General features: G+C 59.8%; 27 protein-coding genes and 2 pseudogenes. 10 read left to right on the top strand and 19 right to left on the bottom strand.

Annotated features, from left to right (window positions below; genetic code table 11):
• The first annotated feature begins 19 nt into the window (after window positions 1-19).
• The gene (locus CATRI_RS10485; RefSeq protein WP_290221117.1) at window positions 20-637 is read left to right on the top strand and encodes a recombinase family protein; all 618 of its coding nucleotides are present in this window, start codon (window positions 20-22) and stop codon (window positions 635-637) included.
• Window positions 638-941: 304 nt separating this feature from the next.
• Complete coding sequence (locus CATRI_RS10480; protein WP_080791599.1) at window positions 942-1,376, top strand: tautomerase family protein; 435 nt, start codon at window positions 942-944, stop codon at window positions 1,374-1,376.
• Window positions 1,377-1,393: 17 nt separating this feature from the next.
• Here CATRI_RS10480 and CATRI_RS10475 read toward each other — a convergent pair whose 3' ends face one another.
• From CATRI_RS10475 to CATRI_RS10465, 3 genes and pseudogenes are all read right to left on the bottom strand, one after another.
• Window positions 1,394-1,648 carry a histidine phosphatase family protein gene (locus tag CATRI_RS10475; RefSeq protein WP_143336572.1) on the bottom strand — a complete coding sequence of 85 codons (255 nt, stop codon included), beginning with the start codon at window positions 1,646-1,648 and terminating at the stop codon, window positions 1,394-1,396.
• Window positions 1,649-1,693: 45 nt separating this feature from the next.
• Window positions 1,694-2,305 carry an SGNH/GDSL hydrolase family protein gene (locus CATRI_RS10470; protein ID WP_290217368.1) on the bottom strand — a complete coding sequence of 204 codons (612 nt, stop codon included), beginning with the start codon at window positions 2,303-2,305 and terminating at the stop codon, window positions 1,694-1,696.
• Between the two features lie 139 nt (window positions 2,306-2,444).
• Window positions 2,445-3,584 (bottom strand): annotated as a pseudogene (locus tag CATRI_RS10465) (ISL3 family transposase); the annotation flags it as partial.
• Window positions 3,585-3,656: 72 nt separating this feature from the next.
• On the opposite strand from CATRI_RS10465, the gene CATRI_RS10460 reads away from it, so the two are divergent.
• On the top strand, window positions 3,657-4,145 hold the full coding sequence (locus CATRI_RS10460) for an abortive infection family protein (RefSeq protein ID WP_290217364.1): 489 nt from the start codon (window positions 3,657-3,659) through the stop codon (window positions 4,143-4,145).
• Window positions 4,146-4,445: 300 nt separating this feature from the next.
• Here CATRI_RS10460 and CATRI_RS10455 read toward each other — a convergent pair whose 3' ends face one another.
• From CATRI_RS10455 to CATRI_RS10440, 4 genes are all read right to left on the bottom strand, one after another.
• The gene (locus CATRI_RS10455) at window positions 4,446-7,766 is read right to left on the bottom strand and encodes a type ISP restriction/modification enzyme (RefSeq protein ID WP_290217362.1); all 3,321 of its coding nucleotides are present in this window, start codon (window positions 7,764-7,766) and stop codon (window positions 4,446-4,448) included.
• A gap of 163 nt (window positions 7,767-7,929) precedes the next feature.
• A complete protein-coding gene (locus CATRI_RS10450) occupies window positions 7,930-8,559 on the bottom strand; it encodes a DUF8453 domain-containing protein (protein ID WP_494337463.1) in 630 nt (209 codons plus the stop codon).
• 283 nt (window positions 8,560-8,842) lie between these two features.
• On the bottom strand, window positions 8,843-9,553 hold the full coding sequence (locus CATRI_RS10445) for an IS6-like element ISCef5 family transposase (protein WP_290217357.1): 711 nt from the start codon (window positions 9,551-9,553) through the stop codon (window positions 8,843-8,845).
• A gap of 13 nt (window positions 9,554-9,566) precedes the next feature.
• Window positions 9,567-9,932: a hypothetical protein gene (locus CATRI_RS10440; protein WP_290217355.1), complete on the bottom strand. Its 366-nt coding sequence runs from the start codon at window positions 9,930-9,932 to the stop codon at window positions 9,567-9,569.
• A gap of 42 nt (window positions 9,933-9,974) precedes the next feature.
• Here CATRI_RS10440 and CATRI_RS10435 point away from each other — a divergent pair, with 42 nt between their 5' ends.
• Complete coding sequence (locus tag CATRI_RS10435; protein ID WP_284875223.1) at window positions 9,975-10,145, top strand: DUF4236 domain-containing protein; 171 nt, start codon at window positions 9,975-9,977, stop codon at window positions 10,143-10,145.
• A 1-nt stretch (window position 10,146) separates the two neighbouring features.
• On the opposite strand, the gene CATRI_RS10430 is transcribed toward CATRI_RS10435, so the two are convergent.
• Window positions 10,147-11,361, bottom strand: coding sequence for an erythromycin esterase family protein (locus tag CATRI_RS10430; RefSeq protein WP_290217351.1), 1,215 nt, complete (start codon window positions 11,359-11,361; stop codon window positions 10,147-10,149).
• On the opposite strand from CATRI_RS10430, the gene CATRI_RS10425 reads away from it, so the two are divergent.
• Both CATRI_RS10425 and CATRI_RS10420 read left to right on the top strand, forming a co-directional pair.
• Entirely contained in the window at window positions 11,360-12,586 is a 1,227-nt protein-coding gene (locus CATRI_RS10425) for a sensor histidine kinase (protein ID WP_290217349.1), read from the top strand. The two genes, CATRI_RS10430 and CATRI_RS10425, sit on opposite strands and share 2 nt — an antisense overlap.
• The gene (locus tag CATRI_RS10420) at window positions 12,586-13,239 is read left to right on the top strand and encodes a response regulator (RefSeq protein ID WP_284875219.1); all 654 of its coding nucleotides are present in this window, start codon (window positions 12,586-12,588) and stop codon (window positions 13,237-13,239) included. The genes CATRI_RS10425 and CATRI_RS10420 overlap by 1 nt, the downstream gene beginning before the upstream one ends.
• Before the next feature lies 1 nt (window position 13,240).
• Here the strand turns inward: CATRI_RS10420 and CATRI_RS10415 are convergent, their stop codons facing one another.
• Window positions 13,241-14,128 carry an HhH-GPD family protein gene (locus CATRI_RS10415; protein ID WP_435384164.1) on the bottom strand — a complete coding sequence of 296 codons (888 nt, stop codon included), beginning with the start codon at window positions 14,126-14,128 and terminating at the stop codon, window positions 13,241-13,243.
• Here CATRI_RS10415 and CATRI_RS10410 point away from each other — a divergent pair.
• Window positions 14,127-14,750, top strand: a complete 624-nt coding sequence (locus CATRI_RS10410; protein ID WP_284875217.1) for a carbonic anhydrase — start codon at window positions 14,127-14,129, stop codon at window positions 14,748-14,750. The genes CATRI_RS10415 and CATRI_RS10410 overlap by 2 nt on opposite strands.
• Before the next feature lie 76 nt (window positions 14,751-14,826).
• Here the strand turns inward: CATRI_RS10410 and CATRI_RS10405 are convergent.
• The 8 genes and pseudogenes from CATRI_RS10405 to CATRI_RS10370 all read right to left on the bottom strand — a co-directional run.
• Window positions 14,827-14,940: pseudogene (locus CATRI_RS10405) on the bottom strand (IS6 family transposase); the annotation flags it as partial.
• Window positions 14,941-15,007: 67 nt separating this feature from the next.
• Window positions 15,008-15,718, bottom strand: a complete 711-nt coding sequence (locus CATRI_RS10400) for an IS6-like element ISCef5 family transposase (RefSeq protein ID WP_040968042.1) — start codon at window positions 15,716-15,718, stop codon at window positions 15,008-15,010.
• 318 nt (window positions 15,719-16,036) lie between these two features.
• Window positions 16,037-16,783 (bottom strand): ABC transporter permease, encoded by a 747-nt coding sequence (locus tag CATRI_RS10395; RefSeq protein WP_290217336.1) that lies wholly within the window; start codon window positions 16,781-16,783, stop codon window positions 16,037-16,039.
• Window positions 16,784-16,785: 2 nt separating this feature from the next.
• Window positions 16,786-17,544, bottom strand: a complete 759-nt coding sequence (locus tag CATRI_RS10390; RefSeq protein ID WP_047253617.1) for an ABC transporter permease — start codon at window positions 17,542-17,544, stop codon at window positions 16,786-16,788.
• Window positions 17,541-18,449 carry an ABC transporter ATP-binding protein gene (locus CATRI_RS10385; protein WP_290217331.1) on the bottom strand — a complete coding sequence of 303 codons (909 nt, stop codon included), beginning with the start codon at window positions 18,447-18,449 and terminating at the stop codon, window positions 17,541-17,543. The genes CATRI_RS10390 and CATRI_RS10385 overlap by 4 nt, the downstream gene beginning before the upstream one ends.
• A gap of 80 nt (window positions 18,450-18,529) precedes the next feature.
• Window positions 18,530-19,201, bottom strand: coding sequence for a response regulator (locus CATRI_RS10380; RefSeq protein ID WP_047253618.1), 672 nt, complete (start codon window positions 19,199-19,201; stop codon window positions 18,530-18,532).
• The gene (locus tag CATRI_RS10375) at window positions 19,198-20,268 is read right to left on the bottom strand and encodes a sensor histidine kinase (protein ID WP_052844370.1); all 1,071 of its coding nucleotides are present in this window, start codon (window positions 20,266-20,268) and stop codon (window positions 19,198-19,200) included. The genes CATRI_RS10380 and CATRI_RS10375 overlap by 4 nt, the downstream gene beginning before the upstream one ends.
• 28 nt (window positions 20,269-20,296) lie before the next feature.
• Window positions 20,297-21,163 carry a TetR/AcrR family transcriptional regulator gene (locus CATRI_RS10370; protein WP_290217325.1) on the bottom strand — a complete coding sequence of 289 codons (867 nt, stop codon included), beginning with the start codon at window positions 21,161-21,163 and terminating at the stop codon, window positions 20,297-20,299.
• A 54-nt stretch (window positions 21,164-21,217) separates the two neighbouring features.
• Between CATRI_RS10370 and CATRI_RS10365 the strand changes: the two genes are divergently transcribed.
• Window positions 21,218-21,583 (top strand): cytochrome b5 domain-containing protein, encoded by a 366-nt coding sequence (locus CATRI_RS10365; protein ID WP_290217324.1) that lies wholly within the window; start codon window positions 21,218-21,220, stop codon window positions 21,581-21,583.
• Between the two features lie 188 nt (window positions 21,584-21,771).
• On the opposite strand, the gene CATRI_RS10360 is transcribed toward CATRI_RS10365, so the two are convergent.
• A complete protein-coding gene (locus tag CATRI_RS10360) occupies window positions 21,772-22,812 on the bottom strand; it encodes an Abi family protein (protein WP_290217323.1) in 1,041 nt (346 codons plus the stop codon).
• A gap of 407 nt (window positions 22,813-23,219) precedes the next feature.
• Here CATRI_RS10360 and CATRI_RS10355 point away from each other — a divergent pair, with 407 nt between their 5' ends.
• Window positions 23,220-23,696 carry an AAA family ATPase gene (locus tag CATRI_RS10355; protein ID WP_290217322.1) on the top strand — a complete coding sequence of 159 codons (477 nt, stop codon included), beginning with the start codon at window positions 23,220-23,222 and terminating at the stop codon, window positions 23,694-23,696.
• Between the two features lie 125 nt (window positions 23,697-23,821).
• Window positions 23,822-24,232: a hypothetical protein gene (locus CATRI_RS10350; protein WP_290217321.1), complete on the top strand. Its 411-nt coding sequence runs from the start codon at window positions 23,822-23,824 to the stop codon at window positions 24,230-24,232.
• A gap of 90 nt (window positions 24,233-24,322) precedes the next feature.
• Here the strand turns inward: CATRI_RS10350 and CATRI_RS10345 are convergent, their stop codons facing one another.
• Entirely contained in the window at window positions 24,323-25,210 is an 888-nt protein-coding gene (locus CATRI_RS10345) for an IS5 family transposase (protein ID WP_290217320.1), read from the bottom strand.
• Window positions 25,211-25,452: the final 242 nt, after the last annotated feature.

Genomic DNA, 25,452 nt, shown 5'->3' with positions numbered 1-25,452 from the left:
TAAGTGACAGGAGTTCATGATGGCGTTGATTGGTTATATGCGGGTCTCGAAGTCGGACGGGTCGCAGACCACCGATCTGCAACGTGACGCCCTCATTGCGGCCGGGGTGGATCCGGGCCATCTCTATGAGGACAGGGCGTCGGGCAAACAGGAGGACCGCCCGCATCTCGACGCCTGTCTCAAAGCGCTGCGCCCGGGGGACACGTTGTTGGTGTGGAAGTTGGATCGGCTGGGCCGGAACCTGCGCCACCTGGTCAACATCGTCCACGATCTCACCGCCCGCGAGGTCGGCCTGAAGGTGCTCACCGGTCAGGGGGCGGCGATCGACACGACCTCAGCCCAGGGCAAGCTGGTCTTCGGGATCTTCGCCGCATTGGCCGAGTTCGAACGCGAGCTCATCTCTGAACGCACGAAAGCGGGCCTGGAATCAGCGAGGGCCCGGGGACGTAAGGGTGGGCGACCGTTCAAGATGACCCCAGCCAAGGTACGCCTGGCCATGGCGGCGATGGGTCAACCGGAAACCAGTGTGGCAGCACTGTGCAAAGAACTGGAGATCACCCGGCAGACGCTCTACCGGCATGTCTCCCCGACGGGGGAGCTACGCGAGGACGGGCGGAAACTTCTTACCGGCAGCTGACGTGCTGCTCGCAGTACGGGTGTACTGCGGTGTTTCCAGGGCCATCTCGAGGTGGCCCTATATATAGAGGTATAACCGAGGAAAATGAAAGAAGGAAACCAAACGCCTGCTGCCGACTCTGTGTTGGATGACCTGACACGGATGCTGCTGGTGTCTTTGGATCGATGTGGCTGTCTCTTCGTTTTACGACAGTGCACTGTTGAGGTGCTGCGCCGCAGTTCAAGTGGGGTTAAAATACGCCTGAAGCGGCACCTGATACTAGATGCGGGTGCCGCTTTTGTGCTGGGTAGGTAGATTGAGGTTCATGCCGACCTACACCGTCTTATCCACCGCCGGGACAATCGGCCCGGGGCAGCGCCCGAAACTCGCTGAGCTGATCACCGACCTCCACCACGAAGTCACGTCCGCCCCGCGCTATCTGGTTCAGGTGATCTTCAACGATCTTGCACCCGGTGAGTTATTCCTCGCCGGCCGGGAAGTTTCTCAGGACCACGTCTGGATCCGGGCGGATATCCGTTCCGGGCGCACCGAACAGCAGAAAACCGGGCTATTAAAACAGCTCACCGCCAGGGGCGCCGAGACACTGGGAATACCGGCGGCCCACCTCTGGGTCTACGTCAATGAGATCCCCGGTGCGAACATGACCGAATACGGCCAGCTCTTGCCCGAGCCCGGCGGGGAAGCTGAGTGGTTTAGCTCCCTGCCGCCACAGGTTCGCGATGTGCTGACAGGTCTGTGACCAGCGGGCCGCTAAATCTATTTGCTGCCTGTATTTGCCCACCGGACCAGGTCACCCTGGCCGAAGCCGACCTCGCCGGATTTAATCACGATGTAGCGGCAGTTGGTCATGTATCCGGAGAAGCCGCCGTCCACCCCGGTGGTGTAGGTGGTGATCGTGCGGATCGCGGTGCCGTGGCTGACCGACATCATGTCACGATCGCCCTCGAAGGTCGGGCGCAGCAACTCCAGCACGGGCTGGAACCGGTCGATGACCTGCCAATAGCAGTGCAGTAGCTCATGTTCTGGGTATAGGTGGCGGAGCCAATAGCTGACCGATCAGCTGGCGCAGATCTCCTCAAGATCTAGTTCGTCGGCCATCGCCGCGTAGCCCTCGTCATTCGGATGTAGGTTGTCGCCCGGATTGAATGCGGGAAGGAGCCTGCTCGGGTTGTCGGGGTCGCGGACCGCAGCCTCGTAATCAGCAAGGGCATCGAATTCACCTGAGTTCCTGATCCACTCATTGACTGCCTGGCGGTCCTCCTCGCCGGCTTCGGTGTAGTAGTCGGCTCCTTCATAAGGTGTGATCGTGGCACCGACTACGCGAATGTCGTGGTCGTGTGCTCGCTCGATGAATTGGCGGTAGACATTGATCAGCTGTTCCGGTTCCACTGCGCCCTCGCTGTTACCGATGTCATTGATGCCTTCCAGGAGCACCACGGTGTGGACTCCGGGCTGATCCAGCACATCGTTTTCAAAGCGTGCCATCGCTGAGACGCCTTGCGTGCCAGCATCGGTCAGTAGATGGTTTCCGCTGATACCAGAGTTGAGCACGCCACATTGCTGTGCTTCGGGCCGCTCCAGGAGGCGGTCGGCTACCTGGTCTGGATACCGCAGGTTCGCGTCCACGGTCGATGAGTGACCATCGGTAATGGAGTCACCGAAGAACACCACGGAGCCCTGCGCCGCCGCTGGATGTACAAGGTCATGTGTCGGATCCGGAAAGATCTCCCCGCCGGGGTCCAGGAGCTGGGGCAGTTGGGTCGGACGATGTGGAAACGACGGGCCGAGATCCTCGCGTACTTCGACACCGGCGCTTCCACAGCGACCGGCCCAGCTGGGCGAGCTCGGGCAGCTCGGTGGGCACCCCGGCCCGGATCGACTTGAGGAGCTTGTACATCGCGATCTTGCCCTCCCGCCTGCCCGAGGCCTCGTAGGCGGCGATGAGTCGCTGGTAGGCGCCGTAGGTGACCTCCACCGCCGCGTGCGCGTCATTGGCGGTGAACGCCTTGAACAAGCGGACCTTCTGCTTGTCGGTAAGCAGCTCAGCGCGGGTTCGCAGGGTGCGGCGGATGCCGTACAGCGGATCGCCGGTCCGTCCCCGGTGTCCGGTGGTGGCCTGCTGGATCCGTTGGCGGCACACGGTGAGCTTGTCGGCGGCAAGATGCACGACGTGGAACGGGTCCATCACCGTCCGGGCAGCGGGCACCGCGCTGGCGGCGGCGGAGTGGTAGCCGGCGAACCCGTCCATCGTGACCACCTTGACTCGGTCTCGAAACACCTGGTCACGGGCGTCGAGCCACTCGGTGAGAACCTTCGCCGAGCGCCCGGGGACCATGTCCAACAGACGAGACGGGCCGGTGCCGTCCACGACCGGGGTCAGGTCCACCAAGACGGTGACGAACGAGCTGCTGCCGTCGCCGCGCACGTGCTTCCATTTGTGCTCATCGACCCCGAGGACACGGACGCCGTCGAAGTGTCCGGGCTGGTCGTAGACCATGGCGCGGGTCTCGGAGACCGCCAGGTCGTTGACCAGATCCCAGCCCAGCCCGAGGGCCTTCGCGACGGCGGCCACGCTGGTGCGGTCGATCGCCAGGCGCTGCAGAATCCAGCGGCTGCACCGGCGGGTGGTCTTGGCCCGCGGCTCGGCCAAATCAGGCATGCGCTGCTGGAAAATCCTCGTAGCGCACTCGGTGTTGTCGCAGGTGAAGCGTGGTACGCGTACGTGCAGTCTGGTGGGATGGCCGACGATCGGCAGATCGGTCACCTTCCGCTCGATGTGGTCACGCAGCCTCCCCTCCGTCCCGCAGTCGGCGCACACCGGGTCCAGCGTGACCGGGGAGCAGAACAGGTGCGTGAACTCGTCGGCCACCGCGGCGTCGGTGATAGTCACCCCGAGCTCGACGGTGCGGCAGATGGTGTCGGCAAGCAGGCTGGCGGTAGCGTTCAAAGCGGGTCCTGGGTGGTTCTGGGTGCAGGTGTAGGAACCGCAATCCTCACACCCCCAGGACCCCTACATCTTGTGCCTCACCGCATCACCGCAGCATCCCCGCTACGCACTCCGGATCCGGAAGAGCCCATATACCGCAAGATAAAGCAGATCAACAGGGCGCTAGTTCGGGATAAAGACAATCTTGAGGTAATCGGTTTCTCTAAAGACCTAATGGAGGCAACTGCTAGCGCAGTCCTGCAAGCACGAGGTCAGTCGGTAGAGTCGGTAAGAAATATGAATGCTGCCGAGCGCTGCAGTAGGGCAATGGCTGAGCTGGGTATTACCTCTGATAATGGTTCAGGGAAAATTGCAGAGGGCCTTACTCTCACTCGAAAGGCCCTGAATAAGATTGTCGAAGGCGCCTCAGAGATGCGACGCAAGGATACCGATGAGGGGCATGGCATGGCGGGAGTACGTGTGGTCAGTGACAGTCAGGCCAAGTTGGCGATATCGTCTGCGCTGCTCTGGTGCCATTACATTCTCGACAAGTTCTATGAGGAAAGTTCTGCTCCTTTCTAGTGCCTTGCGTCGTTAATTCGGGTCAGGCGCACCGGAGTTGTGTATCTGCTCCGCAAGGTGGAAACGTGGTCCGTCGTTGATAACACGCGTCTTAGCATGGGGTTGGGTGCGAGGATTCGTAGCCGGCCGGTGGCCAGAAGATCAGGTTGCGCGCATCAGCGCCGAGATGATGTTCCAGGAGAACCAAGAAGCAGAGGGAAGTCTCCACGGCGCTACAGGACTGTTTGCAGAAGTTCGGGTCGATACGGTGCCAGCGCCAGCTGTCTCAGGGATGGCCCCATATCGACCTCTGCTTCCCAGCTAGAAGATCTCTTCCTGGTTGATCTTCTTTCTCTTCGGGGCCTTGGTCTCGCTCGTTTCGGGAGGTCCGAGGAGTTTGACTGGGACTAGGTCTCCTGTAGCCACTTCCTCCAGTAAACGTGCGCCTTCTGGTTCTGCCTTCACAAAGAATTCGACCTGCCACAGCAGTTCCAAGAGCTCACGGTCGAGTTCCCACGTTTCAGCCTGGATACGGTCAAGGGGAGATGAGGACTTGCCAGCTGGTTCTTTCATCCGGTATCCCAGCCAAGAGCCCACGACATTCATGCCGGAAACGTTAAAAGCCATCACTTCAGGAAGGACCTGGGTGAACACGGCTTCTCCTACAGTGAGCTGATGGGATTCGGCGTCGTAGATCCACCTTTCCGGGTACGAAGTTGAGGGCGTTTCCAACTGGATTTGAGCCTGCCCTTGGAATCGTGCGCGGGTAGGCTGCCCGAATTGGTTAAGTTCGCTGCCTCTCTCGCCCCAGGTCTGCTCGAAGATCAACGACTGCCCGAAGTCTCTAGTTTCCTTGAACAGTTCATAGTTGGTGGTGAACGGGACTCTGGCTGCCGATTCTTCTAATTCATCCTGGAAACGCGCGGTGTAAGCGCCTGTCCCCAATAGGCCGAAAGTGTATAGAGCGACGTCCTTCGGAGATATTTCTTGCCCATAGGTGTCGGTCAGCACTAAAAGTAAGCAGCTAGAAATGTTCGCAGGCCTCGCATCCGGGCTCCGGTAGAGGGGGTGAATGTTCTTCGCCCCATAAGATCCACGGAAATAATCCAAGTCCGGAACGTAGGGACTTACAGTTAACGCTGGCCCCCCTCCAAGGGGCGTCGAAGTAACTGTCGCAAAATATAGCTGGTCAGCAGAAAGACAGTCCCAGAACTGCTGTCTTATGTAGGTACCTACTCGATGATCTGGGAGACACCACTGTCGATCGAAACTACGGTATCCATATCGAACCGGCTTCACCATACTGGTACTAGCTGTTGGGGCGGTCAAAGGAGGAAGCTGTTCCGCAGAAAACACATCCGTCTTTTCGGAGGAAACTAAGAGGTCTCGGTCCTGAACGAAAGCAGCGGGATCGACTTCTCCTGTAGAGAAGAGTTCCCTCCAGCGCTTCCTCAAAGCATTAGGAGTAACCCCAATAGGCCATTTTCGTTTGTATTGCGCACCGGATTGCACCCATGGAAACACCCAATCGAGGGGGGCGAATTCGGCCAGCCCTGCTGCACTGTCAGGAACGAACTTCGCATGCCAGTCCGTGTTTGATAGCTGGACCCAGGGATTATTTTGAGAATCTGGAGTCGAGATTTCTTTGAGGGAAGATAGCTTCTCTTTTTTGGTTCCTTCCACTCGGATGTAGCGGATTTTCGCCCTTGTTCTGACTCGATCACTATGCTTTCGGGCTTGACCCTTGGAGTTTTTTTCCCACTGGATACCGAAGAAGATCGCCACCGGGGTCTGGATGTTGAAGACGTTCTCGTCCTTGCGTGCCCCACGTCCTTCCCCTCCGAGGTCGATGATCCAGATCTCATCAAAGGCTTTACGCATGTACTCACGCAGGCCAGCAAACCCAGGTCCGCGGAGGTAGGACGATGAGGTGATGAAGGAGACGACACCGGCTTCGTCCTTGTGCTGTTCGCAGGCTTTCCAGATGGCCCAGCGGATGAAGTAGATGTAGCTGTTATAGAGATTCTTCGCCTGGCCGCCGGCCCCGATCTCTTTGAGGGGAGTGATGAAGTCCTCCAACAGCGGTGGGTTGCCGTCGACTTCTTCCAGGATGATGTTGGGAAAGCGCGTGGACCCGGTGCCCAGGGCCTTTCCTCTTGATCCGCGGTCGTAGGGAGGGTTGCCGAGGATGACCTTGATGCGGGTCTGCTGGTTTTTGACCAGGCCAGCCCGGCGGGTTTCTTCGTTGAGGTTTTGTTCGATTTCCCAGAAGGAAATTTGCTGGTAGTCATCGGAGATGTCACCAGGATCGGTCAGAGTGTTGGTCAAAAATACCTGAACTCCTTCCTTACCAAGGCTGATGCCGGTTTTCTCCAGCATCTGGGTCATCCGGAGATGAGCAACCGAGTAGGGGCCCACGAGCAGTTCGAAGGCGAACAGCCGCTGGGCGAGGCTGCGGGCGTCATCTTGAGGAGCCGGTGAATCCGCTAAGACGTGCTCGGCGACCGCCAGGGGGTACGCGCCTGTGCCGGCAGCCGGATCGAGGACGTTGACATCCTCTGTACCCAGACCGCGTTGGCGGCCGAAGCGGCTGCGCAGGATGTCGTCGAGGAGGCGGACCTGGAGGCGTACGATCTCCACGGGGGTGTAGTAGACGCCGGCGTCCTTGCGCATTTTCGGGTCATAGGAGGCAAGGAAGTCTTCGTAGAAGTAGAGCCAGGGATCGGATTTTTCGGTCAGTTTGTCGGGGTTGACCGCGCCGATGGTGGATTCGAGAAGTCCTACTGCTCCTTCCACTGCCTCTCGGTTGGTGGGCTGGGCCATGAGCTCGAGCACCGAGCCGATCAGTTTGTGTCCGTTTCGCAGCAGTGAGTCGGTAACTGCGGTGGCGGTGAACGTCTCGTCATCTTGGGAGGACTCGATGCGGGCGAGGAGAAGGGCGTAGGTGAAGGTTTGCGCGAAGCTGTCGGCGAACTCTCTAGGCGTGGCTCCGGGCATGAGGTCGGCCTGCCATTTCTGGTAGAGCGCGGGCAGGCCCGTCGGTGTCGGTGAGGGGTGTGTGAGGACGTCGATCACTGAATCACGGAGAAAAGCGGTCAAGGGTGCCAGTTGGTCGGCGAGGGCCTTCGGAGACGACGGGGCCAGGGGCCGCCACGTCAGAAACTGGTCAAGCAGTTGCCGCAGTGAATCAACCTGGTCGCCGGGGACAGTGCCATCGGCACGTGGTTCCAAAGTGACGTGGACGAGGGGTTGTCCCGCTCCGTGGCGCAACAGCGTCCATTCCCAGCCGTTGGAGTAGATGAGGTTGGGATGGAGTTCGAGTTTCGACCATTGTTTGCGGTCGTGCGGGGTCCATCCCGTTTTACGGTAAGGGTTGGCACTTTTCCCCGGTGATTTCAGTTCAATATGCCCGACGAGCTGGCCTTTACCTCTTTTTATGGCCATATCCAGACGCACACCCTCCACCACATCGCCGACAGTCTGGCGATGCTCGGTGGTCACATGGATCTTGCTGACCAGGGCGGAAGCAGCATCGCTGAGAAACGAAGTCAGTGGAGCCTTGAGCTGGTCTTCGGGATTTCCCCGGGCGTCGAGCAAGAGTTCCCGTTCAATCGCGGCGAGATCAGTGATGAGCTTTGCCACCGTTTTGTCGAAACCGATAGTGGGAGATTCTGCTGGAGACATGAGGGATCCTTCCGGGCACGGGCTGACGACTAGCTGAGGTTTCCTTTTCCACCATATTCCCCTCTACCCTCAGCTCCACGTAGTTTTACCCGCTTTTCTCCCCCTGAAAGCCGAGGTGAAGCTATTCAATCTCGTTTTGAGGTGGCGGCGTAGTTCGATTCAGGATGGTCCGTATCTGTCGGGTTAGAGTCTGGACGGAGTCGGACATCTTTTCTACCGCTTTGCGTTGTTTGAAGGCATCCGTGTCGGAGAACATCGTTCCCACCCAGATCCCGGGATCGAGTTCGAACTCTTCCGTATAGCCTTCACCCTTTTCATCTTGGTAGGAGATGCTGACGAGCTGTGCGGCGGGGATTCCCTCCGCAGAGACAGCTTCTCGGTCACCGACCTCGTAGTCTTTATGGGAAACCCAGAAGGGTGCCGTCACCTTCTGCCCCGGTACCCACGTTCGGAACTGTCGCTCGACGAACAGTGTTCGAGGTATTTCCACGTTGGGCTTATAAAACGTCTGTCCGGATTTGCTGTTTTCGTTCAACCCGTCCAAGTCAGGGGCAGGGAGCGGCGGGGAAAACTCCACCTGAACGTGGTAGGCGACCGATTTACCCACGTTGGAAATCTCCAAGTCAAGGACATCCCTCACATGTTTTGGTGGAAGATAGCGGACAGTCACCATCGGGCGATTTGTCCGCTCCACCGACTCTCGCTGCAGTTCTACCGACGTTGCCTGATGGTCAGCCGATTCGGCAGCCAGGCGATTGTATTCTTCCTGCTGCTTTCCGACGCCAGCGCCGCTTTAGAGTGCTCGGTTCTGGCTATTTCGTTCTGTCTGATAATTTCCTTCGTTTGAAAGACAGCTACAAAAGCCACAATTACAGTGATGACGGCAAGGACGAGGAGACCAGCGTTAGCTGCCGCTGCCACTCTTTCTGCCGTCCACCACGAAAGATCGTTGAAATGGTGCTGTTGCAAACTTCAGGCGGAGAGCCGTGACGACCCAGTCTTCATCCTCTGATGCTCGTTGAGGGCCGACGTTCTCAGAGATTCTCGAATACCCGGCTGACGATCACCGCATCCGGGTTCGGTTGCCCGTAGGCAAACATCGCGCCCTGGCCTTTCCGTAATGAGTGCATCGCTTCCATCCCTTTCAACGTCCGGTACGCCGAGGTCCGGTTTTTGAACGCCCCCTTCGGTCCGAGGATCCGTTTCAGCCGCCCATGATCTCCTTCAATGACGTTATTGAGGTATTTCACCTGCCGGTGTTCCACGGTCTGCGGGCAGATTCCCTCTGACTTCAACTCGGCGATTGCCCTGGCCAGGGAGGGTGCTTTATCGGTGTTGATCACCCGCGGGGACCCGGTTATCGTGTTCGACCTCAGGGTCTTGGCCAGGAAACGCTTCGCTGCGGCGACGTTACGCTTTGGGGACAGGTAAAAATCCAGGGTATGCCCGCCCGCGGTGATGGCCCGATAGAGGTAGCACCACTTTCCCCCGACCCGGATATAGGTCTCGTCCACCCGCCAGGACCGGGCCTGCCAATCCGGGACTTGTCGGTACCACCGGGTCTGCTTGTCCAGCTCAGGAGCATATTTCTGGACCCAGCGGTAGATGGTGCTGTGATCGACCGGTACGCCGCGTTCGGTCATCATTTCTTCCAGATCGCGGTAGCTGAGCCCGTAGCGGCAGTACCACCGGACCGCCCACAGGATGATTTCACGGGGGAAATGACGACCGGAGAAGATGCCCATGGCTGTGATTATTTCACGCAGGTCTTCCTGTCGCCCGAACTTTGCAACAGCACCCCACCGTCGGGGTGGGGCCCTTTCCGGACCAGGGGCGGGTGGGTTCGATGACGGTGCCGGATGCGGCCACGGGGTCATCCGCCTCGGTGAGGGTGGTGTACAGCATCCGGGTGGCGTGCCCCGGGAAGTCGGGGCCGAGGATGTTGAACAGGTGCTGGGTCGGCTGCGTGCGCATGACCGTCCCCGGGGTGGCGGGGACCGCCGCAGGAGGGGAGTAGAAGGGGTCGACCACTGATGACGCTTCCGCGGGTGCCGCAGTTGCGGGTGCCGCCCCCACCGCCAGAGAGATCGCCGCCGCCAGAATTGTCCGCATCATCCGAGCCATGATCCATTAATGTAGCAGTGCTGCGGTGTAAACTTGCACGTCATGGGCATCACGTACCGCAAGCGTAAGAAGGTCGGCAAGAACAGCTGGATCAACATCTCCGGCTCGGGTGCGTCCGCGTCGACCAGGATCGGGCCGCTGACCATCAACAGCCGCGGTGGACTGTGGGTCAACCTGCCCGGCGGCCTCAACTTCCGGGGCCGCTGGAAGTAGGTCACCCGAGCATCGTCGTCGGGGTGGCGTCGTCGACGACGATCAGCGCGTCGTACCACTCGGAGGGGACACCGGCGACGAGGTGGAACAGCGGTATGAGCTGTTGCAGGCGGGTGAACCGTTCGCCGGCGCTGCCCATGGTGATGAGTGTGTCGACAAGTTCCCGATTCTTCCCGGAGGTGTCCGCGAAGTCCAGGTAACCGACGTCGGTGCCCGCGAACACACCCGCCAGGGGAGTGCGGTTGTGCAGTGTCCAGGCCTGCCGTTCCTCGGGGGTGCCGGAGAGGAATTCCGTGTCGATGAAGTCGGTGCCGATCACCTGATAGTCGTCTCCCCAGGTCTCGGCGGCCATCGCACCGACCGGTTGCGTCAGCATCCCCTGCTCGGCCTTTGCCACGTGCCCGTTGTGGGCGAACAGCAGGACCGGCGTCGTCGACTGCTCCACGAGGCGGGTGAGCATGTCGAACATCGCCTCCTCGCGGACCGTGGAATAGTCACCCGTCCGCATCAGCTCGACGTGGTGGTGCAGCGCCAGTGCGGCGTTGTGCGGATGCGGGCTGCCCGGGAGGGTGCGGGTGGCGTCGACAAGCTCCCGGGTGGCGGTGGCGTGAGCGTCGGTGACCTCACCGTCCTCCAGCCCGCTGAGGACGGCCCCCAGGCGTTCGGCGGCGGCCGGGTCGTGGTGGGCCAGACCGTCGAGGGCGATGCTTCTCGACGCCGGCACCCGTTGCACGTCCATCCCCACCAGCTGCACTCTCCCGCCCGCGGGCAGGTCCGCGTTGTAGTCGCGGAGCCACTCGAGCCAGCGGGCGTTCTCGGCGGTCTGGTTGAGGCGGAAGCCGAATCGGAGGGCGGCCTCTTCTGCGGTGCCCTCCCCGCCCTGGATGTAGTCGTTGACCAGGGAGGTCGTTCCGTAGTCCTCCTCCATCACGATGGTGCGGGTGCCGTGCGGCAGCACCTTCCGGCTCAACTCCAGGCGCAGGTTCTGGTAGTCGGCGTTGCCGTGGGTGGCCTCGCCGAGGGCGAGGACGCGGGCGTCGAGAAGCGGGGCGGACAGCTGTGCGGTGGCGAACTCGACGGCCTGCGGTTCGCCCTGCGGGCGGGTGCTCCACCGCCAGGAGACGATGGTGGCGGCGATGAACACCACCACAACGGTGAGGAGGATGATCAGCGCGAGGCGCCGGCGACGGTGACGGGGACGATGTGATGTGGTCATGCCTTCATTCCACTGCCTGGCGACGCCGCGATCATCGGCCGTGGGTAGCCGGATGACCGCGACCTTCGGCCACGGAATACGAGCCGAAGGTCGCTACCGGCGGCCCGGACCGGTGGATAACGTCATTGCCATGACCTCTGCAACCTCGCTGCGTCTGTTGTTCTGGCTCCCGGTTCTCACCTCCACGCTCTACTACCTCACGCCCTTGGCGCTGGCGCCCTCCGATCCCGGTATCTGGCTGCTCCTGCTGCTCCCGGCGCTGCTCGCCCTGGCCGTGCTGCCGCTGCGGCACACCCGACCGGTGGTGGCCTCGGTGATCACGCTCGCCTGCCTGGCGGTCAGCCCGGCGGCGATCGGCGGTGTCATCGGCATGGTGGGTTCCCTGGCCCGGCGCACGGGCGTCGGCCGCGGCCTGCCCGGCCCGGTGGGCCTGGTCGCGGCGGGCACGGCGGTGAAGGCGGTGCAGCTGGCCGCCGGCGGGTGGACCAGCACGTCGTCGGTGGAGATGGGTATCTCCGTGTCCATGCTCGTCATCGCCCTGTTCGTCGGCCTGCTGCTCAATTCGGTCGCCGACTCCCGGGACTCCCGCGCCGAGGCGGATGAGTACCGGGCCACGCAGATCCGGATGGCGGAACGTGCCCGCATCGCCCGCGAGATGCACGACGTGGTGGCCCACCGGGTTTCCCTCGTCGCCATGATGTCCGGGGCGTTGGCCTACCGGGAGGACCTGCCCGCCGACGTGCGCGACGCGGCCGGGGTCATCCGGGACAATTCCCGCCGGGCCCTCGACGAGCTCCGCGTCGTCCTCGCAGACCTGCGCAGCACGGACGACCCGGAGGCTCCGCAACCCACCCTGGCGAACCTCGACGATCTCCTCGCCGAGGCGGAAGCGGCCGGTTCCGCCGTCGACCTGCAGCTCGACCCGGCGCCCGAGGACGTTCCTGAACGCCTCAGCCGCCACCTCTACCGGATGGTCCAGGAGGGGCTGACCAACGCGCGGCGGCACGCCCCGGGCCAGGAGGTCACCGTCCGCCTGGCGGGGTCTCCGGGGGAGGGCGTCACCCTCCGGATGAGCAACCCGGCACCGGACCCCGGGGCCGGGGAGGGCGGTTACGGCCTCGTGGGCATCGAGGAACGTGCCCGCCTGTTGGGTGGCACGGCCCGCGCCGGCCGGGTGGACGGTACATTCACGGTGGATGTGACCGTTCCCTGGAAGGTGGGCTGATGAGCGAGCAGATCCGGGTGATCGTCATCGACGACGACCCCATGGTCCGCGCCGCCGTGCGCATGATCATGGCCACCGCGGCGGACGTGGAGGTGGTGGCCGACGCCGGCGACGGCCGCGCCGGGCTCGACCTGGTGCGCGAGCACCTCCCCGACGTCGTGCTCTGCGACATCCGCATGCCCTGCATGGACGGCCTCGCGGTGCTCACGGAGCTGCAGGCCTCGGGCGACGCCACCCCAGTGATCATGCTCACCACCTTCAACACCGACGATTACGTGGTCCGCGCCTTCCAGCTCGGTGCCGCGGGCTTCCTGCTCAAGGACGCCGACCCCCGCGAGATGGTGGCTGCGGTCCGGGACGTCCACGCGGGCCGCCCGGCCCTGTCCGCCGGGGCGGTGGAGACGCTGATCGGCACGGTCCACTCGACTCCCGCCCGCGACCACCGTGCCCGCGCGCTGGTGGACACCCTCACCGAGCGCGAACGCGAGGTCGCCGTCCTCCTGGCCTCGGGGGCGAGCAACGCGGACATCGCCCGGCAGTCGCACATGGCGGTGGCCACGGTGAAGGCGAACATGTCGCGTATCTTCACCAAACTGGGCGTTGACAACCGCGTCTCCGCGGCCATGCTCATCCGCGACGCCGGCCTGGCCTGACCTACCGGGGCAGCCGGAACAGCCCCGCATCGTCCTGCTCCGCCAGGCCGTCCGCCAGCAGGGAGAACAGGGCGCGGGAGCGCTGGACGTCGTCGGGCCACACCACGTCGATCTCAGACTGCGGCACCGGCGCCTCCGCGCCCCGGAGCACGTCCATGATCAGTCCGCGGACCTGCCGGTCGGTGCCGGCGAACTTCTGCACCTTCTTCTTCGCCAGCTCCTCAGCTGTCGGGGGCGGGGAGCCGGCGGCCACCCAGGCGCACTCTTTCCGCAGGGGGCACTCCCCGCACCGCGGGGACGTCGCCGTGCACACCAGCGCACCGAGCTCCATGAGCGCCGCCGAGAACCGTGGTCCGTCCTCCGCCGGCAGCAGCCCGGCCACCGCCGGCAGCTCGCTTTTCGACGCCGTCCCCGCCAGGAACCTCCCCTCCACCGCGCGCCGCACCACCCGGCGGACGTTCGTGTCCACCACGGGCACGTTGTGGCCGTAGGCGAAGCAGGCGACGGCGCGGGCGGTGTAGTCGCCGACACCGGGCAGGGCGAGGAGGTCGTCGACGTCGTCGGGGACGCGGCCGTCGTGACGCGAGACGATGACCTGCGCGCACTCCAGCAGGCGCAGAGCACGCCGCGGGTAGCCGAGCTTGCCCCAGGCGCGGAGCACCTCGGCCGGGGAGGCCTGTGCGAAGGCGGCGGGATCCGGCCAGCGTTCCAGCCATTCCCGCCACACGGGTTCGACACGCGACACCGGGGTCTGCTGGCTCATGACCTCGCTGAGCAGGATCCCCCACGCGCTGGTGCCGGGTTCGCGCCACGCCAGGGGGCGTTCGTGGAGGTCGAACCAGGTGAGCAACGCGGGAACCATGGTGGGCCAGTCTACAATCATGGGCATGCCCATGAAGAATGTCGCCAACCAGCCGCAGGCCGTGTGGGAGGCGCTGAAGGCCGGTAATGAACGGTTCGTCTCAGCGCAGCTCGAACGCCCCAACCAGGACGTCATCCGGCGGGCGGAGCTGCGCGCCGGGCAGAATCCCCGCGCCGTCGTGTTGTCCTGTTCCGACTCGCGGGTACCCGTCGAGCTCATCTTCGACGTCGGCCTCGGGGACCTCTTCGTCGTCCGCACCGCCGGCGAGATCCTCGACCCCGCGGTCCTCGCCTCCATCGAGTACGCCATCAAGAGCCTCGGCGTGGAGCTGGTCGTGGTCATGGGGCACGAGTCCTGCGGTGCGGTCGCCGCCACCAATGAGGCGTTGACCGGCGGGAAGATCCCCAATGGTCTGGAGCGCATCCTCATCGAGAAGGTCGCCCCCTCCATCCTGGAGGCCCGCGCCCGCGGCATGAACACTCTGCCGGCCTATGAACGCCAGCACGTCATCGAGATCGTCGAGCAGATCAAGCACCGCCTCTCCGCGCTGCAGACGCGTATCGACGACGGCCGCTGCGGCATCGTCGGCCTGCGCTATCTGCTGTCCACGGGGCAGACCCAGCTGGTCACCGCCGACGGCGTGGAGTAGACACGCGCCCCGGTGCTGTTGCAAAGTTGCGGCAGCACCGTCTTCATCCTCTGATGCTCGCTGCGGGTCGGCGTTCTCAGGCAGCCTCGAACACCCGGCTGACGATCACCGCATCCGGGTTCGGTTGCCCGTAGGCAAACATCGTGCCTTGCCCTTTCCGTAATGAGTGCATCGCTTCCATCCCTTTCAGAGGGTGCTGTTGCAAAGTTGCGGCAGCACCGTCTTCATCCTCTGATGCTCGCTGCGGGTCGGCGTTCTCAGGCAGCCTCGAACACCCGGCTGACGATCACCGCATCCGGGTTCGGTTGCCCGTAGGCAAACATCGCGCCCTGGCCTTTCCGTAATGAGTGCATCGCTTCCATCCCTTTCAACGTCCGGTACGCCGAGGTCCGGTTTTTGAACGCCCCCTTCGGTCCGAGGATCCGTTTCAGCCGCCCATGATCTCCTTCAATGACGTTATTGAGGTATTTCACCTGCCGGTGTTCCACGGTCTGCGGGCAGATTCCCTCTGACTTCAACTCGGCGATTGCCCTGGCCAGGGAGGGTGCTTTATCGGTGTTGATCACCCGCGGGGACCCGGTTATCGTGTTCGACCTCAGGGTCTTGGCCAGGAAACGCTTCGCTGCGGCGACGTTACGCTTTGGGGACAGGTAAAAATCCAGGGTATGCCCGCCCGCGGTGATGGCCCGATAGAGGTAGCACCACTTTCCCCCGACCCGGATATAGGTCTCGTCCACCCGCCAGGACCGGGCCTGCCAATCCGGGACTTGTCGGTACCACCGGGTCTGCTTGTCCAGCTCAGGAGCATATTTCTGGACCCAGCGGTAGATGGTGCTGTGATCGACCGGTACGCCGCGTTCGGTCATCATTTCTTCCAGATCGCGGTAGCTGAGCCCGTAGCGGCAGTACCACCGGACCGCCCACAGGATGATTTCACGGGGGAAATGACGACCGGAGAAGATGCCCATGGCTGTGATTATTTCACGCAGGTCTTCCTGTCGCCCGAACTTTGCAACAGCACCGTCCAGGGTATCAAGTTTACTGAGATGTGTTACTCAGATAACCCGATCTGCAAAGTCCTCGATCCCCACATGATCCACATTGGTCCCTCTGCATATGGAGAAAACCGGAGGTCACATCCTCTTTTGAGTTTGTGATCTCCGGTCCTTGCGGTTCATGAACCGCTCACGGTAGAGGCGATTTTGCTTGTGGCGGTGTCGCCACTTCTCGGTCGGAGACCAAATCTTAGACATGGACTCCAGGGTAGATGTTCCGGTGTTGAATAACTACGACCGAATATCAACCCTCTGCAACCACATCACCGACAGTCCCCAGCCCAATACAGTAAGAACCACTGACGAGACCACGAGTGCAGTCAAAGTAGAAAGGTTTAGATCTCCCGCCGTAGAAACTGCAGTGCTGCCAAGGGAGATCGTATTGGTTATGAGTGCCGATGGAAGAACCCACATAAGCTTTTCAAAACCGGCGCTCACCACTCCATAAGTAAGGATTGTGCCACCTAGTGCTATGGCAACTGGTGCCGCGAAATTTCGGATAATCATCGAGAAGAAAGATTGCCAGGATGCCACTGCCGCTCCCGGTAGTATCGCCAATACGATTCCCGCAATATTTTCCCATGGCAAAGGCCCAGGTACGCGAAGTACCATGCCGGCAATGATGCTAAATAGCAGGAGCATGAGTTGCATGAGCGAAACCAACACCACCAAAGCGCCGATCTTTGCGGCGATTGTTCCCCCAACTCCCCGTGGCATTGTCATCAACTGATTCCAGTTGAATCCGCGGTGTTCGAGACGCCACGCAGCAGAACCAAGGATCGCGATACCGATAGTCATGAAAAACAATCCATAAAACAGCACGACCTGAGAAAGATAGCTAGACCAGCCCGCAGTGAGCATTTCCTTATTTGCCGAGTAGTTTCCAGCTCCATAACCGACTGAAATTAACGGGATGAGTACTAACACCGTCCAAATGTGGGAGCGTCGGAACTTAAGGAGTTCATTTCGAAGCAGCATTGCTAGTACTCCCTTGAATTAAGTCGATGGGTCAAAAAGACAAAACTGGCCGCAGCAATCACCACGAATAATCCCCATGGAACCCATGCTTGTTGAACTGGGATGACACCAGCGTCCGTGAAGGTGTACGGGGTAATCACTGCGAAATAGCCAAACGGATTGATCATGCTTAACCACTTCGGCGAGAGCATTCCCCAGATACCTAACAGCCCACCGAGAACGCCCACACCAAGCACTACCAATTGAGATTCGAATCGGGCAGCAATCCACATGAAAATTGCCAACATCGCTGCACTTGTGCCCAAGGCACCAGCCGCGGTACCTACCCAAACTCCCCAAACTTCAGCTGAAGGCCCGGGAGCCCCCAATGTGAATGGCGCACCCAAAATCACGCCCAATTCCACGACGCGCAGTAAGACCAAAATGAACAAGAAGATCACAAACTTTCGACGGAGCAACATGCCGGGCCAGGTACCTGCAACGGCATTGAGACGCCAGCCGCCAGCCAAGTGCTCGGGATCTACAGCACGGCTAGCAAGCAGCGCGAGTTGAATAGGAGCAAGCAGCGACAGCACCAACAAATAGCCGATCAAGTACGTCGCCCATTGTTCATCTGGGTTCACGACAAAAGAATCGATTTTCCCTGTTTTAAAAAGCCCCATGCTGGTGAACAACACAATGCCCACCGTCAACCCGATTCCAAAAATCCCCACGTGAGAGCGTCGAAGTTTAGCGACTTCGATGGCAAGGTTTTCTATCATTGCAAGCCTCCTCGACCAGTGAGCCCGATGAAGACTTCTTCCAAGCTACGATGCTGTCGGACTACCTGAGTGATCGGAATTCCTTGCTCAACGAGACGCACGCACATTTCCGAAACGTCCTGCTCACTCAGGTTTCCGAGCAGCAGCCCACCCGAAACTGTTGCGGGGTCTAGAGCCCGCAACGCCTCAGCTGCCCGTGCCGGAGAAGGGGTCTCCACAAAGACATCAGGCAGCTTGGTTTCGAATAGCTCCCGCTGCGTCCCTTGGAATAGGAGCTGACCTTGGTGGATGATGCTTAATTCTGTCGCCATCTTTTCGATCTCGGAGAGTAGATGACTCGACACCAGTACCGTGCGGCCTTCGTCGCGAGCAAGGCTGACGATGAGCTCTCGGATTTCCTCGATGCCCGCCGGATCCAGACCATTCGTTGGCTCATCCAAGATGAGAATCTTAGGGTCGCGGAGCAACGCCAACGCGATACCGAGTCGCTGCTTCATGCCTAGCGAATAGTCTTTGACCAGCTTGTCCATGTGCTTTTCCAAGCGCACAAGGTGGATCGCACGCTGCACATTTGCCGGCTCAGCACGCAGCAGACGCGCTGCTATCCCTAAGTTTTCAGCACCGGTAAGATGCAAATATGCCGACGGTTGCTCGATTAGAGAACCAACATGCGCTAGCACACGGCTACGAGTCTCGCGGTTCATTGGCCGCCCCAACATGTAAATTTCGCCATCGGTTGGCTTGAGCAGCCCGAGCATCATTTTCATGGTGGTGGATTTGCCAGATCCATTTGGCCCCAACAAGCCATGAACGCTGCCTTCGGATACTGCCAAATTTAGCTTGTCGACGACACTAGTCGAACCATACTTCTTGGTGAGATTTCTTGTCTCAATGATTGTGGTCATGAAGACCATCTTGTCGTTTCTGAGCTGCTAAAACATCGACTCCCAGGAGGATCTTTTCGTCATACCCAGGCATGATGTCGCTAGGACTCAAGCAGGTCTTCTCTAGAAACCAAACCGGCACGATATGCCAGCAGCGCGATATGTACTCGATCTCGAGAATTGGTTTTTGCCATCACGCGGCCTACATGCGTTTTCACCGTGGGCATAGAGATGAAGAAGCGCTCGCAAATCTCCGCGTTCGTCCATCCTTTTGCGATAGCCACCAGAATCTCATGTTCACGGCTTGTTAGATCAGACAATCGTTGCTGATCAGTGGCCGAAACTTTGGTTATTTGCGGTTCTTGCAACCTGTGGATAATCCGATTGGTAGCCCGTGGAGAAATTACTGCGTCGCCACGAAAGACCGTTCTGATTGATTCCAACAACACCTCTGGCTCAGCATCCTTCAAAATGAATCCACTCGCCCCGGCAGCCAAACCGCCGAGAACATACTCTTCATCATCGAAAGTAGTGAGGATAATCGACTTTGTTTCAGGTGCAATCTCGGCAAGCTGAGCTGTTGCGGAAATTCCATCGAGAATTGGCATCTGCACATCCATTACGACCACATCTACAGGCTGCAGCTGAGCCTTATCCAAAGCGTCGGCACCATTTGTCGCCTGCCACATCAGCTCCATGTCCGACTGGGAACCAATGATCTGACTGATGCCATGGAGAAACAGCGGCTGGTCGTCGACAAGCGCAATCTTCATGCTCGGCCTCCCAGCGGAAGTGTAGCGCGGACCTGCCATAAGCCGTCGATAGGGCGAGATTCGCAAGAACCACCGCTTAGCTCGGCTCGTTCACGCATCCCGGTAATTCCATGTCCGATTCCGCTAGGGCGCACTTCAAAGGGATTTTGCACGGTGACTTTCACTTGATCAGGCTGCCATTCCAGCTCAAGATCAGCGCTACCGGCACCATGTTTTTGGGCATTCGTCAGCGCTTCCTGCACAATTCGGTAGATCGTCAACGACACCGCACCATCTAATTGGTCCGGCGCCTCACCGATCTGGTTGTAATTCACACGCATGCCTTTGATCTGTTGTATGAGTTCAGGAATGTCGTTTGCCCCGATACTTGGCGACACCGCGTGTCCTTCACCTTCACGCAGGTAGCTCACGACGGAGCGCATCTGGCGAAGCGACTCACGGCCCACCAGTGCGATCGACACCAACGCCTCATCCTTCGCTGCTTCAGTATTGGCATAACGGCCACCATCGGCCTGCGCAGTAATAACGGTCAGAGAATGCGTGACCAGATCATGGATTTCACGAGCAATATGCTGGCGCTGCGCCTCCAGAGAACGCTGCAAGAGCTCTTTCTGCGCTTCCAAGGTTCGACGACGCAATTCACCCATCATTGCGCATGCAGCAAGGAGGGTGACGCTCCAAAAAACGTAAAAGGCTCGTTTGAGCGGATCGGTATCAGTTAATCCCGGCGTGAAAATCGCTAGGCCAACGATGTCACCCAAAAACAGCACCGCAGTAGCAACAGCGCGCGTAGGTTCGACGAAGTCCCGACGGACGATATAGGCCGCTAATCCAGCCACCAGGATGCATGCAACAGTTATCTCAACCCTGAGCGCCGATACTGAAAGAATTGCGAAGAGCACCAGGAATGTCGATTTTGGCCAACGCTTACGCGTGACTGGAGCAATGCCCAGTGTGATCGTGAGCCACAGATCCAAGTCCCACAGACTGGAGAACTTCGTCCCCAAAAATGACAAGGCGACCAATACAGCAGCTGCGATGGCGTCAACCGCCCGGAAACCTTTCACATCATAGACAGTAGCTAGATGCTAGTCATCACCGCATCATGCCGTGGTGTGACTGCGCTTCGCCAGAATCCCGAACTAGTTCTTTCGAGAACTCTTCAAACGACGCCAGCGACTCCGCGTATCGGGCCTCATTCCACTCCACCGCTGGATCCGGTTCGAGGTGGCCAAGTAAGACGGTCAGCATGGCGATTTCTGCTTGGGACCAGAGTGCGGCCGGCGCGTCGAAAAGCGCAAGCTCAGTGCGCTGATCGAGCCAGCCGGGATCGGAGAGACCGCGGTTGAGGATGCCATTCATCGTAAGCCCGGCCAGTTCAGACAGCGCTCGGAAGCCTGCGGGGCCGACCCACGGAGCACGCTGTCGATATCCGATGAGAGTGCATAACTGCTGGTAGATCCGGGCGCGACGAGTGACAAAGCTCTGTTGGATTCGCGCGAGCTCGGCGGCCACATCGGCCTTGAGATCCTCGTCCTCGAGACCGGGGAAGTTGGCGGAAATCCCAACGAAAAGCCGCCAATGGGGTGACGCTAACATGCGACGTATGTCGGCATCCACGGAGATGCGCAGCGCATTAACGACGAACGACCGGCGGCCCTCAGCCGTGTCCCAGTGGTTCGAGTGGGATTCGATCAACGTCTTAAGCTGCTTGATTTCGGCAAGCCCTTCCGGCAGCATCGTCACCTGTCCAAGAGCGGTGACCAGCGCGTCTGATAGGAAGTCAGCCTTGGAAGGCCAGGCCCTATAGGCGCTGGCGCGGGAAACTTTCGCCGCGGTGATGACTTTTTCCATTCGGATTACATCGAGCCCAACAGTGGGACCCGATACGACGAGCAGCTCGCTTGCAATGTCCAGCATGCGCTGCTTTGTCTCTTGTTCGGAAATCCTCTTGCCAACCATGAGACACAGTGTATCATCATAAATATGAGACATAATGTATCAAGGAGGCTCCGAATGTGGATCATCATTACAGTATTAGTAGTTATTGCTGGCTGTGCGGTATTTTTCCTTCTACCAAAGCCAGCCAACATCGACGATCCCGCCAAATTTGAGCGGACGTTCAACGCGGCCGAGCAGGTTACTTTGACCTCGGTTCAGATTTCGTCCGCCGAACTCGCCGCCGCAAACTGTAAGGACGGTGACAAATGCTGGATTCTTGTCGACGGTGTCGTCTACGACATGTCCGTTTTCCCATCTTGGGCCCGCGGCATCCACCACAACATTAAAGCCGGCACCGACGGCACTTCCCACTTCTTAAAGTCCGGCCACGGCGTCGACATCCTGCAGAAGATGCCGGTGGTTGGGAAGCTAGAGGGATAGTACAAAAGGTGCTGTTGCAAACTTCAGGCGGAGAGCCGTGACGACCCAGTCTTCATCCTCTGATGCTCGCTGCGGGTCGGCGTTCTCAGGCAGCCTCGAACACCCGGCTGACGATCACCGCATCCGGGTAACCTAGCTATCGCCTATCACCCCGGAAGGAACAAGGCATGAAAGCAGCTCCTCGGGGGTTAGCGGGACCAGAGGTCTGTTCGCTCCCAATCGGACGGAAAGCCCATCCGGTGCAAATAATTCGGGACCGGGGGAGCGTCATGGAGCAGGCTCAGTATCTCGTCTTTCCATCCCCGGCCGGGGTTGATCCTCTCGGTGAGGAAGACAAGGAGGGCGAGTGCTTGGTACACGCGTGCGTGCTGTTTTGCGTCCAGGTTGGCGAGATGCTCAAGGTCTTCCGGGAGAGGGTTGGCCAGTGCGACTTGGGCGACCATATTCACATTCCATAGTCGAGAATGGTGAGCGCAGGTATTGCGGACAAACGTCAGTACCCGCAGCCAGGAGCGCAGGGAATCTGTCAGGGGTTCGCCTTCCTGGCTGACGGCTCCGACCCCTGTGGCGACAGCTCGTTGGTCTCTTTCGAGCATTCCTTCGTAGATCTTGGATAAGTCACTGAAGTCGATCACCTCGGTAACTACCCAAACTGGAAGCGGTAGACCGTATTTGCTTCTGAAATGTTTTACGAAATCGCCCTTTGAGCGTCCAGTTTTGGACTGAGCCGATTTCATCCATTCGCAGTGGTCGGAGGTTTCCCATGAGTCTAGGAGGCGGGTGTGCGGGTCGTAGCGGCTGAAGGATTTTCGAAAGATTGTGGGGTCAGTGTGTGCCATGCTTCCGTGGGCGCCCAGGGTGTGTCCGATTAATGCGCGCAAGGCCACCTCGATACTTTCGATGGCATCGAAGACGAGAACCCGCAGGCGACGGTCAAAGTCATAGAGCTGTTCCACATGCCGAAGCGTTATCCCGGAGATGAATGTGGCCTCCGGAGTTTGCACTTCATTCTCTGGTTTGCGGTAAATATGCCAGTAGCCGCTCAGGCGGTAATAGCCGATTCGGCTTAATAAGGTGTGAGCATGCTCTAAATCATCGTCTGAGATGTCCATTCCTCGGGATCGAAGCCGATCGATCTGTTCGTCAATCGTCAGAAACTGCTTCTTATACGGTGTTTTGCTGTGCTTGCCGGCGGCACTTCTGGCTTGGCGACGACTGCGAGAACCCATGAGGGTAAGCATACAAAACTGTCGGTGGTGAAATTAAAAACCGGCCCATCCCCGTAGGGGGAGGGCCGACCATGTTGTGTTTAAGTGTAGGTCATTTTGTTATGCAAGGCAAGGTGAGCTGTAGGGAGGGGAGACAAGCCCGCCGTTGAGAAGATCGCCGCTTGGATGCAGTATTTCTTGTGCCTGGTGTAGGGGGATTTGCTGGGTGAATGTAGTGAGTCCTGGCGGCGAAGGAGATCAGATCGAATCGTTCTGTGCCCGTTTGGCAGGAGGTGAAGGATGCTGCCGTAACGATGGGGCGATAGAATCTCGGTAGTCCCACGAAGAGGTAGTCGCGGACAGTTCAGCAAGTTGGGGACACCTCATAGGGATAGCCCCCAACGTCCGAACTCGAAGGGAGCAGGAAAATGCGCCTATCTAGAGTGGAAATTACTAACCACAGCCGGATCAAGGACCTCGATCTTGAGGTTCGACGGCACGCTGTCATCGTGGGGGCGAATGACGTAGGAAAGTCGTCGATCCTGCGTATGCTGAATCTTTTGCTGGGAGCGAGCACCGCCGGCCTCTACCAAGCCCTGAAGCCCAGCGACCTGCGTGACCAGGAGCAGCCCCTCGTGGTCAACGCTTGGTGGTCAGATTTCACTGAGAAGAACCGTCGTTCGTTCCCCTCGGAAATCAGTATCGCAGAGGACCAAGTTACCGAGTCTCTCTGGGTTCAAATGGTGATTGAGTCTGATCCAGAGGACGACGAAGCGGTCAGTATTCGTCGGTGGTTCCCGGAGAGCGGTCATGAGCGAGCTCCTAGCCGTGAGCAGTTGGAAGAGTTCGGTTGGCGCTATCTTAAAGGCAACGCGGGGCGCATCGATGATGGAAGGTGCGCATAGCCCGGTCCGGACGCTCCTTGCAGCGGCTGATTTAGGCGCCAACGAGGAGGGCTTGGGCCCGACCCCTGTGTCCACTTTCCAGGGGTCGGGCCCAAGATTCCGTCCGCACCCGGGATCGAAGAGAGATGGTGGAACACCTAACGGGAAGAAAGCTACCCACGAAACGACTGGAAAAGAGCAATGCGACCCGTGCCGCCCAGGAATACAACGCTGCCATCGACGAGCTCATCCCAAAGGTCCGTGGTAAGGAATCGGATGACCTCCTGCATAAGGAGAACATCCGTTACAGCTTTCGCCGCAATGCCTTAGCTGTTCGCCTATTCGCATTATGGATTGCTGGAACTTGCGCCGCAGTGGCTCTTCTGGCCGCTGTAATGGGAGATCAGCGATCAGAGGCACTAATCGCTTTGGGCATTTCACTGCTCGCCTTCGCTGGATGGATGGTGGTTCGTGAATCGTGGGTCAAGCAAGCAGCCGATACCTACTCCGAACGTTTCTACGATGCTCTTCGCAGACTCGTCTCTCGGCCCCAGTAACTATGACTGCAGCACCTATACCTTAAATGGACTGTTCGGCTGACCGGAACTAAAGGGCCCTCCCAGCCGGACGCGACCCCTTAGGTCCTGTTACGAAAGTCGTTTGAGCCAGCGATCGATATTCGCGACTCGGACGGTGGCCTCGAAACGAACAGCAAGTTTGTCATACCGGGTGGCCACACCCCGTTGGTGTTTAAGAGCGTTGAAACACCGTTCCACCACATTCCGGGCCTTGTAGACTTCGGCATCGAACACTGGGGGCCGGCCACCCCTGCGACCACGGGCTTTACGATGCTTGGCCTGGTCATCCTTGACCGGGATCGTGGTTTTGATGCCACGACGACGTAGATGCGCCCGGATCGCCTTCGACGAATACGCCTTGTCCGCCAGCACCCGGTGAGGCCTGGTCCGTGGCCTGCGCCGTCCGGGCCGGTCGACCTTAACCCGGTCGAGGACCTCGGTCAGTTGCGGGGCATCCCCGTCCTGTCCTGCAGTAATGGTGAATGAGACGGACTGCAGGTAGCCATCGCAGGCCAGGTGAATCTTGGTGGAAAACCCACCACGAGATCGGCCCAGCGCGTGGTCAGCAGGTTCACCATCAACGAGCTCGGAGGAGTCACGCCGTGCCCCGGCGGCATGGACATGCGCCCGGGTAGTGGTGGAGTCAACAGACAGGTCCCAGCCGAGTTTTCCCTGCTCATCGGCTTCCGACCGCAGCGCGGCTTCGATCCGGGCCCAACGGCCGGAGCCTTGCCAAGTCCGGAACAAGGAGTAGACCCGCCACCAGGGACCGTACCGGTCAGGCACGTCCCGCCAGGGGCAACCGATCCGGATGCGGTGTCGGACGCCATTGACCAGGTCGCGTAACCGGTAGCGATATGGTCTGCCCTGGCGTGTTGGTGCTGGTAGTAGTGGTTTCAGCACATTCCATTGGGCGTTGGTGAGGTCGTGGCGGGTGGCGGCGTTTAGGGTGGACACTGGGAGCTCCTGTGGCAGCGGACATGGTTGGTACTTTCTTCGCTACACGGGAGTTCCCTCATGTTGTGTCACCGCAACACCACACCAGCGACGACTTTCGTAACAGGTCCTAGCAGCATAGGTGGGCAGAACCACCCACCACCGAAGAGAACCACGAGGGTGACTCACAGCAGCTTTTCACGGCTGAACCCTTCAAATCGGAGGCTCGTGCGTACGCCCTAGCGAGAAAGCCCCACATCATG

The sequence above is a fragment of the Corynebacterium atrinae genome (genome assembly GCF_030408455.1).
Lineage (GTDB): Bacteria > Actinomycetota > Actinomycetes > Mycobacteriales > Mycobacteriaceae > Corynebacterium > Corynebacterium atrinae.
The sequence above is the reverse complement of the archived record's forward strand: the minus strand, read 5'-3'. Positions and strand labels throughout refer to the sequence as shown.

Coding starts and splice junctions, on each gene's coding strand:
- CATRI_RS10390 (WP_047253617.1), bottom strand. CDS start 17,544: ATGATAGAAAACCTTGCCATCGAAGTCGCTAAACTTCGACGCTCTCAC.
- CATRI_RS10410 (WP_284875217.1), top strand. CDS start 14,127: ATGCCCATGAAGAATGTCGCCAACCAGCCGCAGGCCGTGTGGGAGGCG.
- CATRI_RS10380 (WP_047253618.1), bottom strand. CDS start 19,201: ATGAAGATTGCGCTTGTCGACGACCAGCCGCTGTTTCTCCATGGCATC.
- CATRI_RS10415 (WP_435384164.1), bottom strand. CDS start 14,128: ATGCCCATGATTGTAGACTGGCCCACCATGGTTCCCGCGTTGCTCACC.
- CATRI_RS10420 (WP_284875219.1), top strand. CDS start 12,586: ATGAGCGAGCAGATCCGGGTGATCGTCATCGACGACGACCCCATGGTC.
- CATRI_RS10400 (WP_040968042.1), bottom strand. CDS start 15,718: ATGGGCATCTTCTCCGGTCGTCATTTCCCCCGTGAAATCATCCTGTGG.
- CATRI_RS10385 (WP_290217331.1), bottom strand. CDS start 18,449: ATGACCACAATCATTGAGACAAGAAATCTCACCAAGAAGTATGGTTCG.
- CATRI_RS10435 (WP_284875223.1), top strand. CDS start 9,975: ATGGGCATCACGTACCGCAAGCGTAAGAAGGTCGGCAAGAACAGCTGG.
- CATRI_RS10360 (WP_290217323.1), bottom strand. CDS start 22,812: ATGGGTTCTCGCAGTCGTCGCCAAGCCAGAAGTGCCGCCGGCAAGCAC.
- CATRI_RS10370 (WP_290217325.1), bottom strand. CDS start 21,163: ATGGTTGGCAAGAGGATTTCCGAACAAGAGACAAAGCAGCGCATGCTG.
- CATRI_RS10395 (WP_290217336.1), bottom strand. CDS start 16,783: ATGCTGCTTCGAAATGAACTCCTTAAGTTCCGACGCTCCCACATTTGG.
- CATRI_RS10440 (WP_290217355.1), bottom strand. CDS start 9,932: ATGGCTCGGATGATGCGGACAATTCTGGCGGCGGCGATCTCTCTGGCG.
- CATRI_RS10480 (WP_080791599.1), top strand. CDS start 942: ATGCCGACCTACACCGTCTTATCCACCGCCGGGACAATCGGCCCGGGG.
- CATRI_RS10485 (WP_290221117.1), top strand. CDS start 20: ATGGCGTTGATTGGTTATATGCGGGTCTCGAAGTCGGACGGGTCGCAG.
- CATRI_RS10425 (WP_290217349.1), top strand. CDS start 11,360: ATGCCTTCATTCCACTGCCTGGCGACGCCGCGATCATCGGCCGTGGGT.
- CATRI_RS10350 (WP_290217321.1), top strand. CDS start 23,822: ATGGTGGAACACCTAACGGGAAGAAAGCTACCCACGAAACGACTGGAA.
- CATRI_RS10445 (WP_290217357.1), bottom strand. CDS start 9,553: ATGGGCATCTTCTCCGGTCGTCATTTCCCCCGTGAAATCATCCTGTGG.
- CATRI_RS10355 (WP_290217322.1), top strand. CDS start 23,220: ATGCGCCTATCTAGAGTGGAAATTACTAACCACAGCCGGATCAAGGAC.
- CATRI_RS10430 (WP_290217351.1), bottom strand. CDS start 11,361: ATGACCACATCACATCGTCCCCGTCACCGTCGCCGGCGCCTCGCGCTG.
- CATRI_RS10365 (WP_290217324.1), top strand. CDS start 21,218: ATGTGGATCATCATTACAGTATTAGTAGTTATTGCTGGCTGTGCGGTA.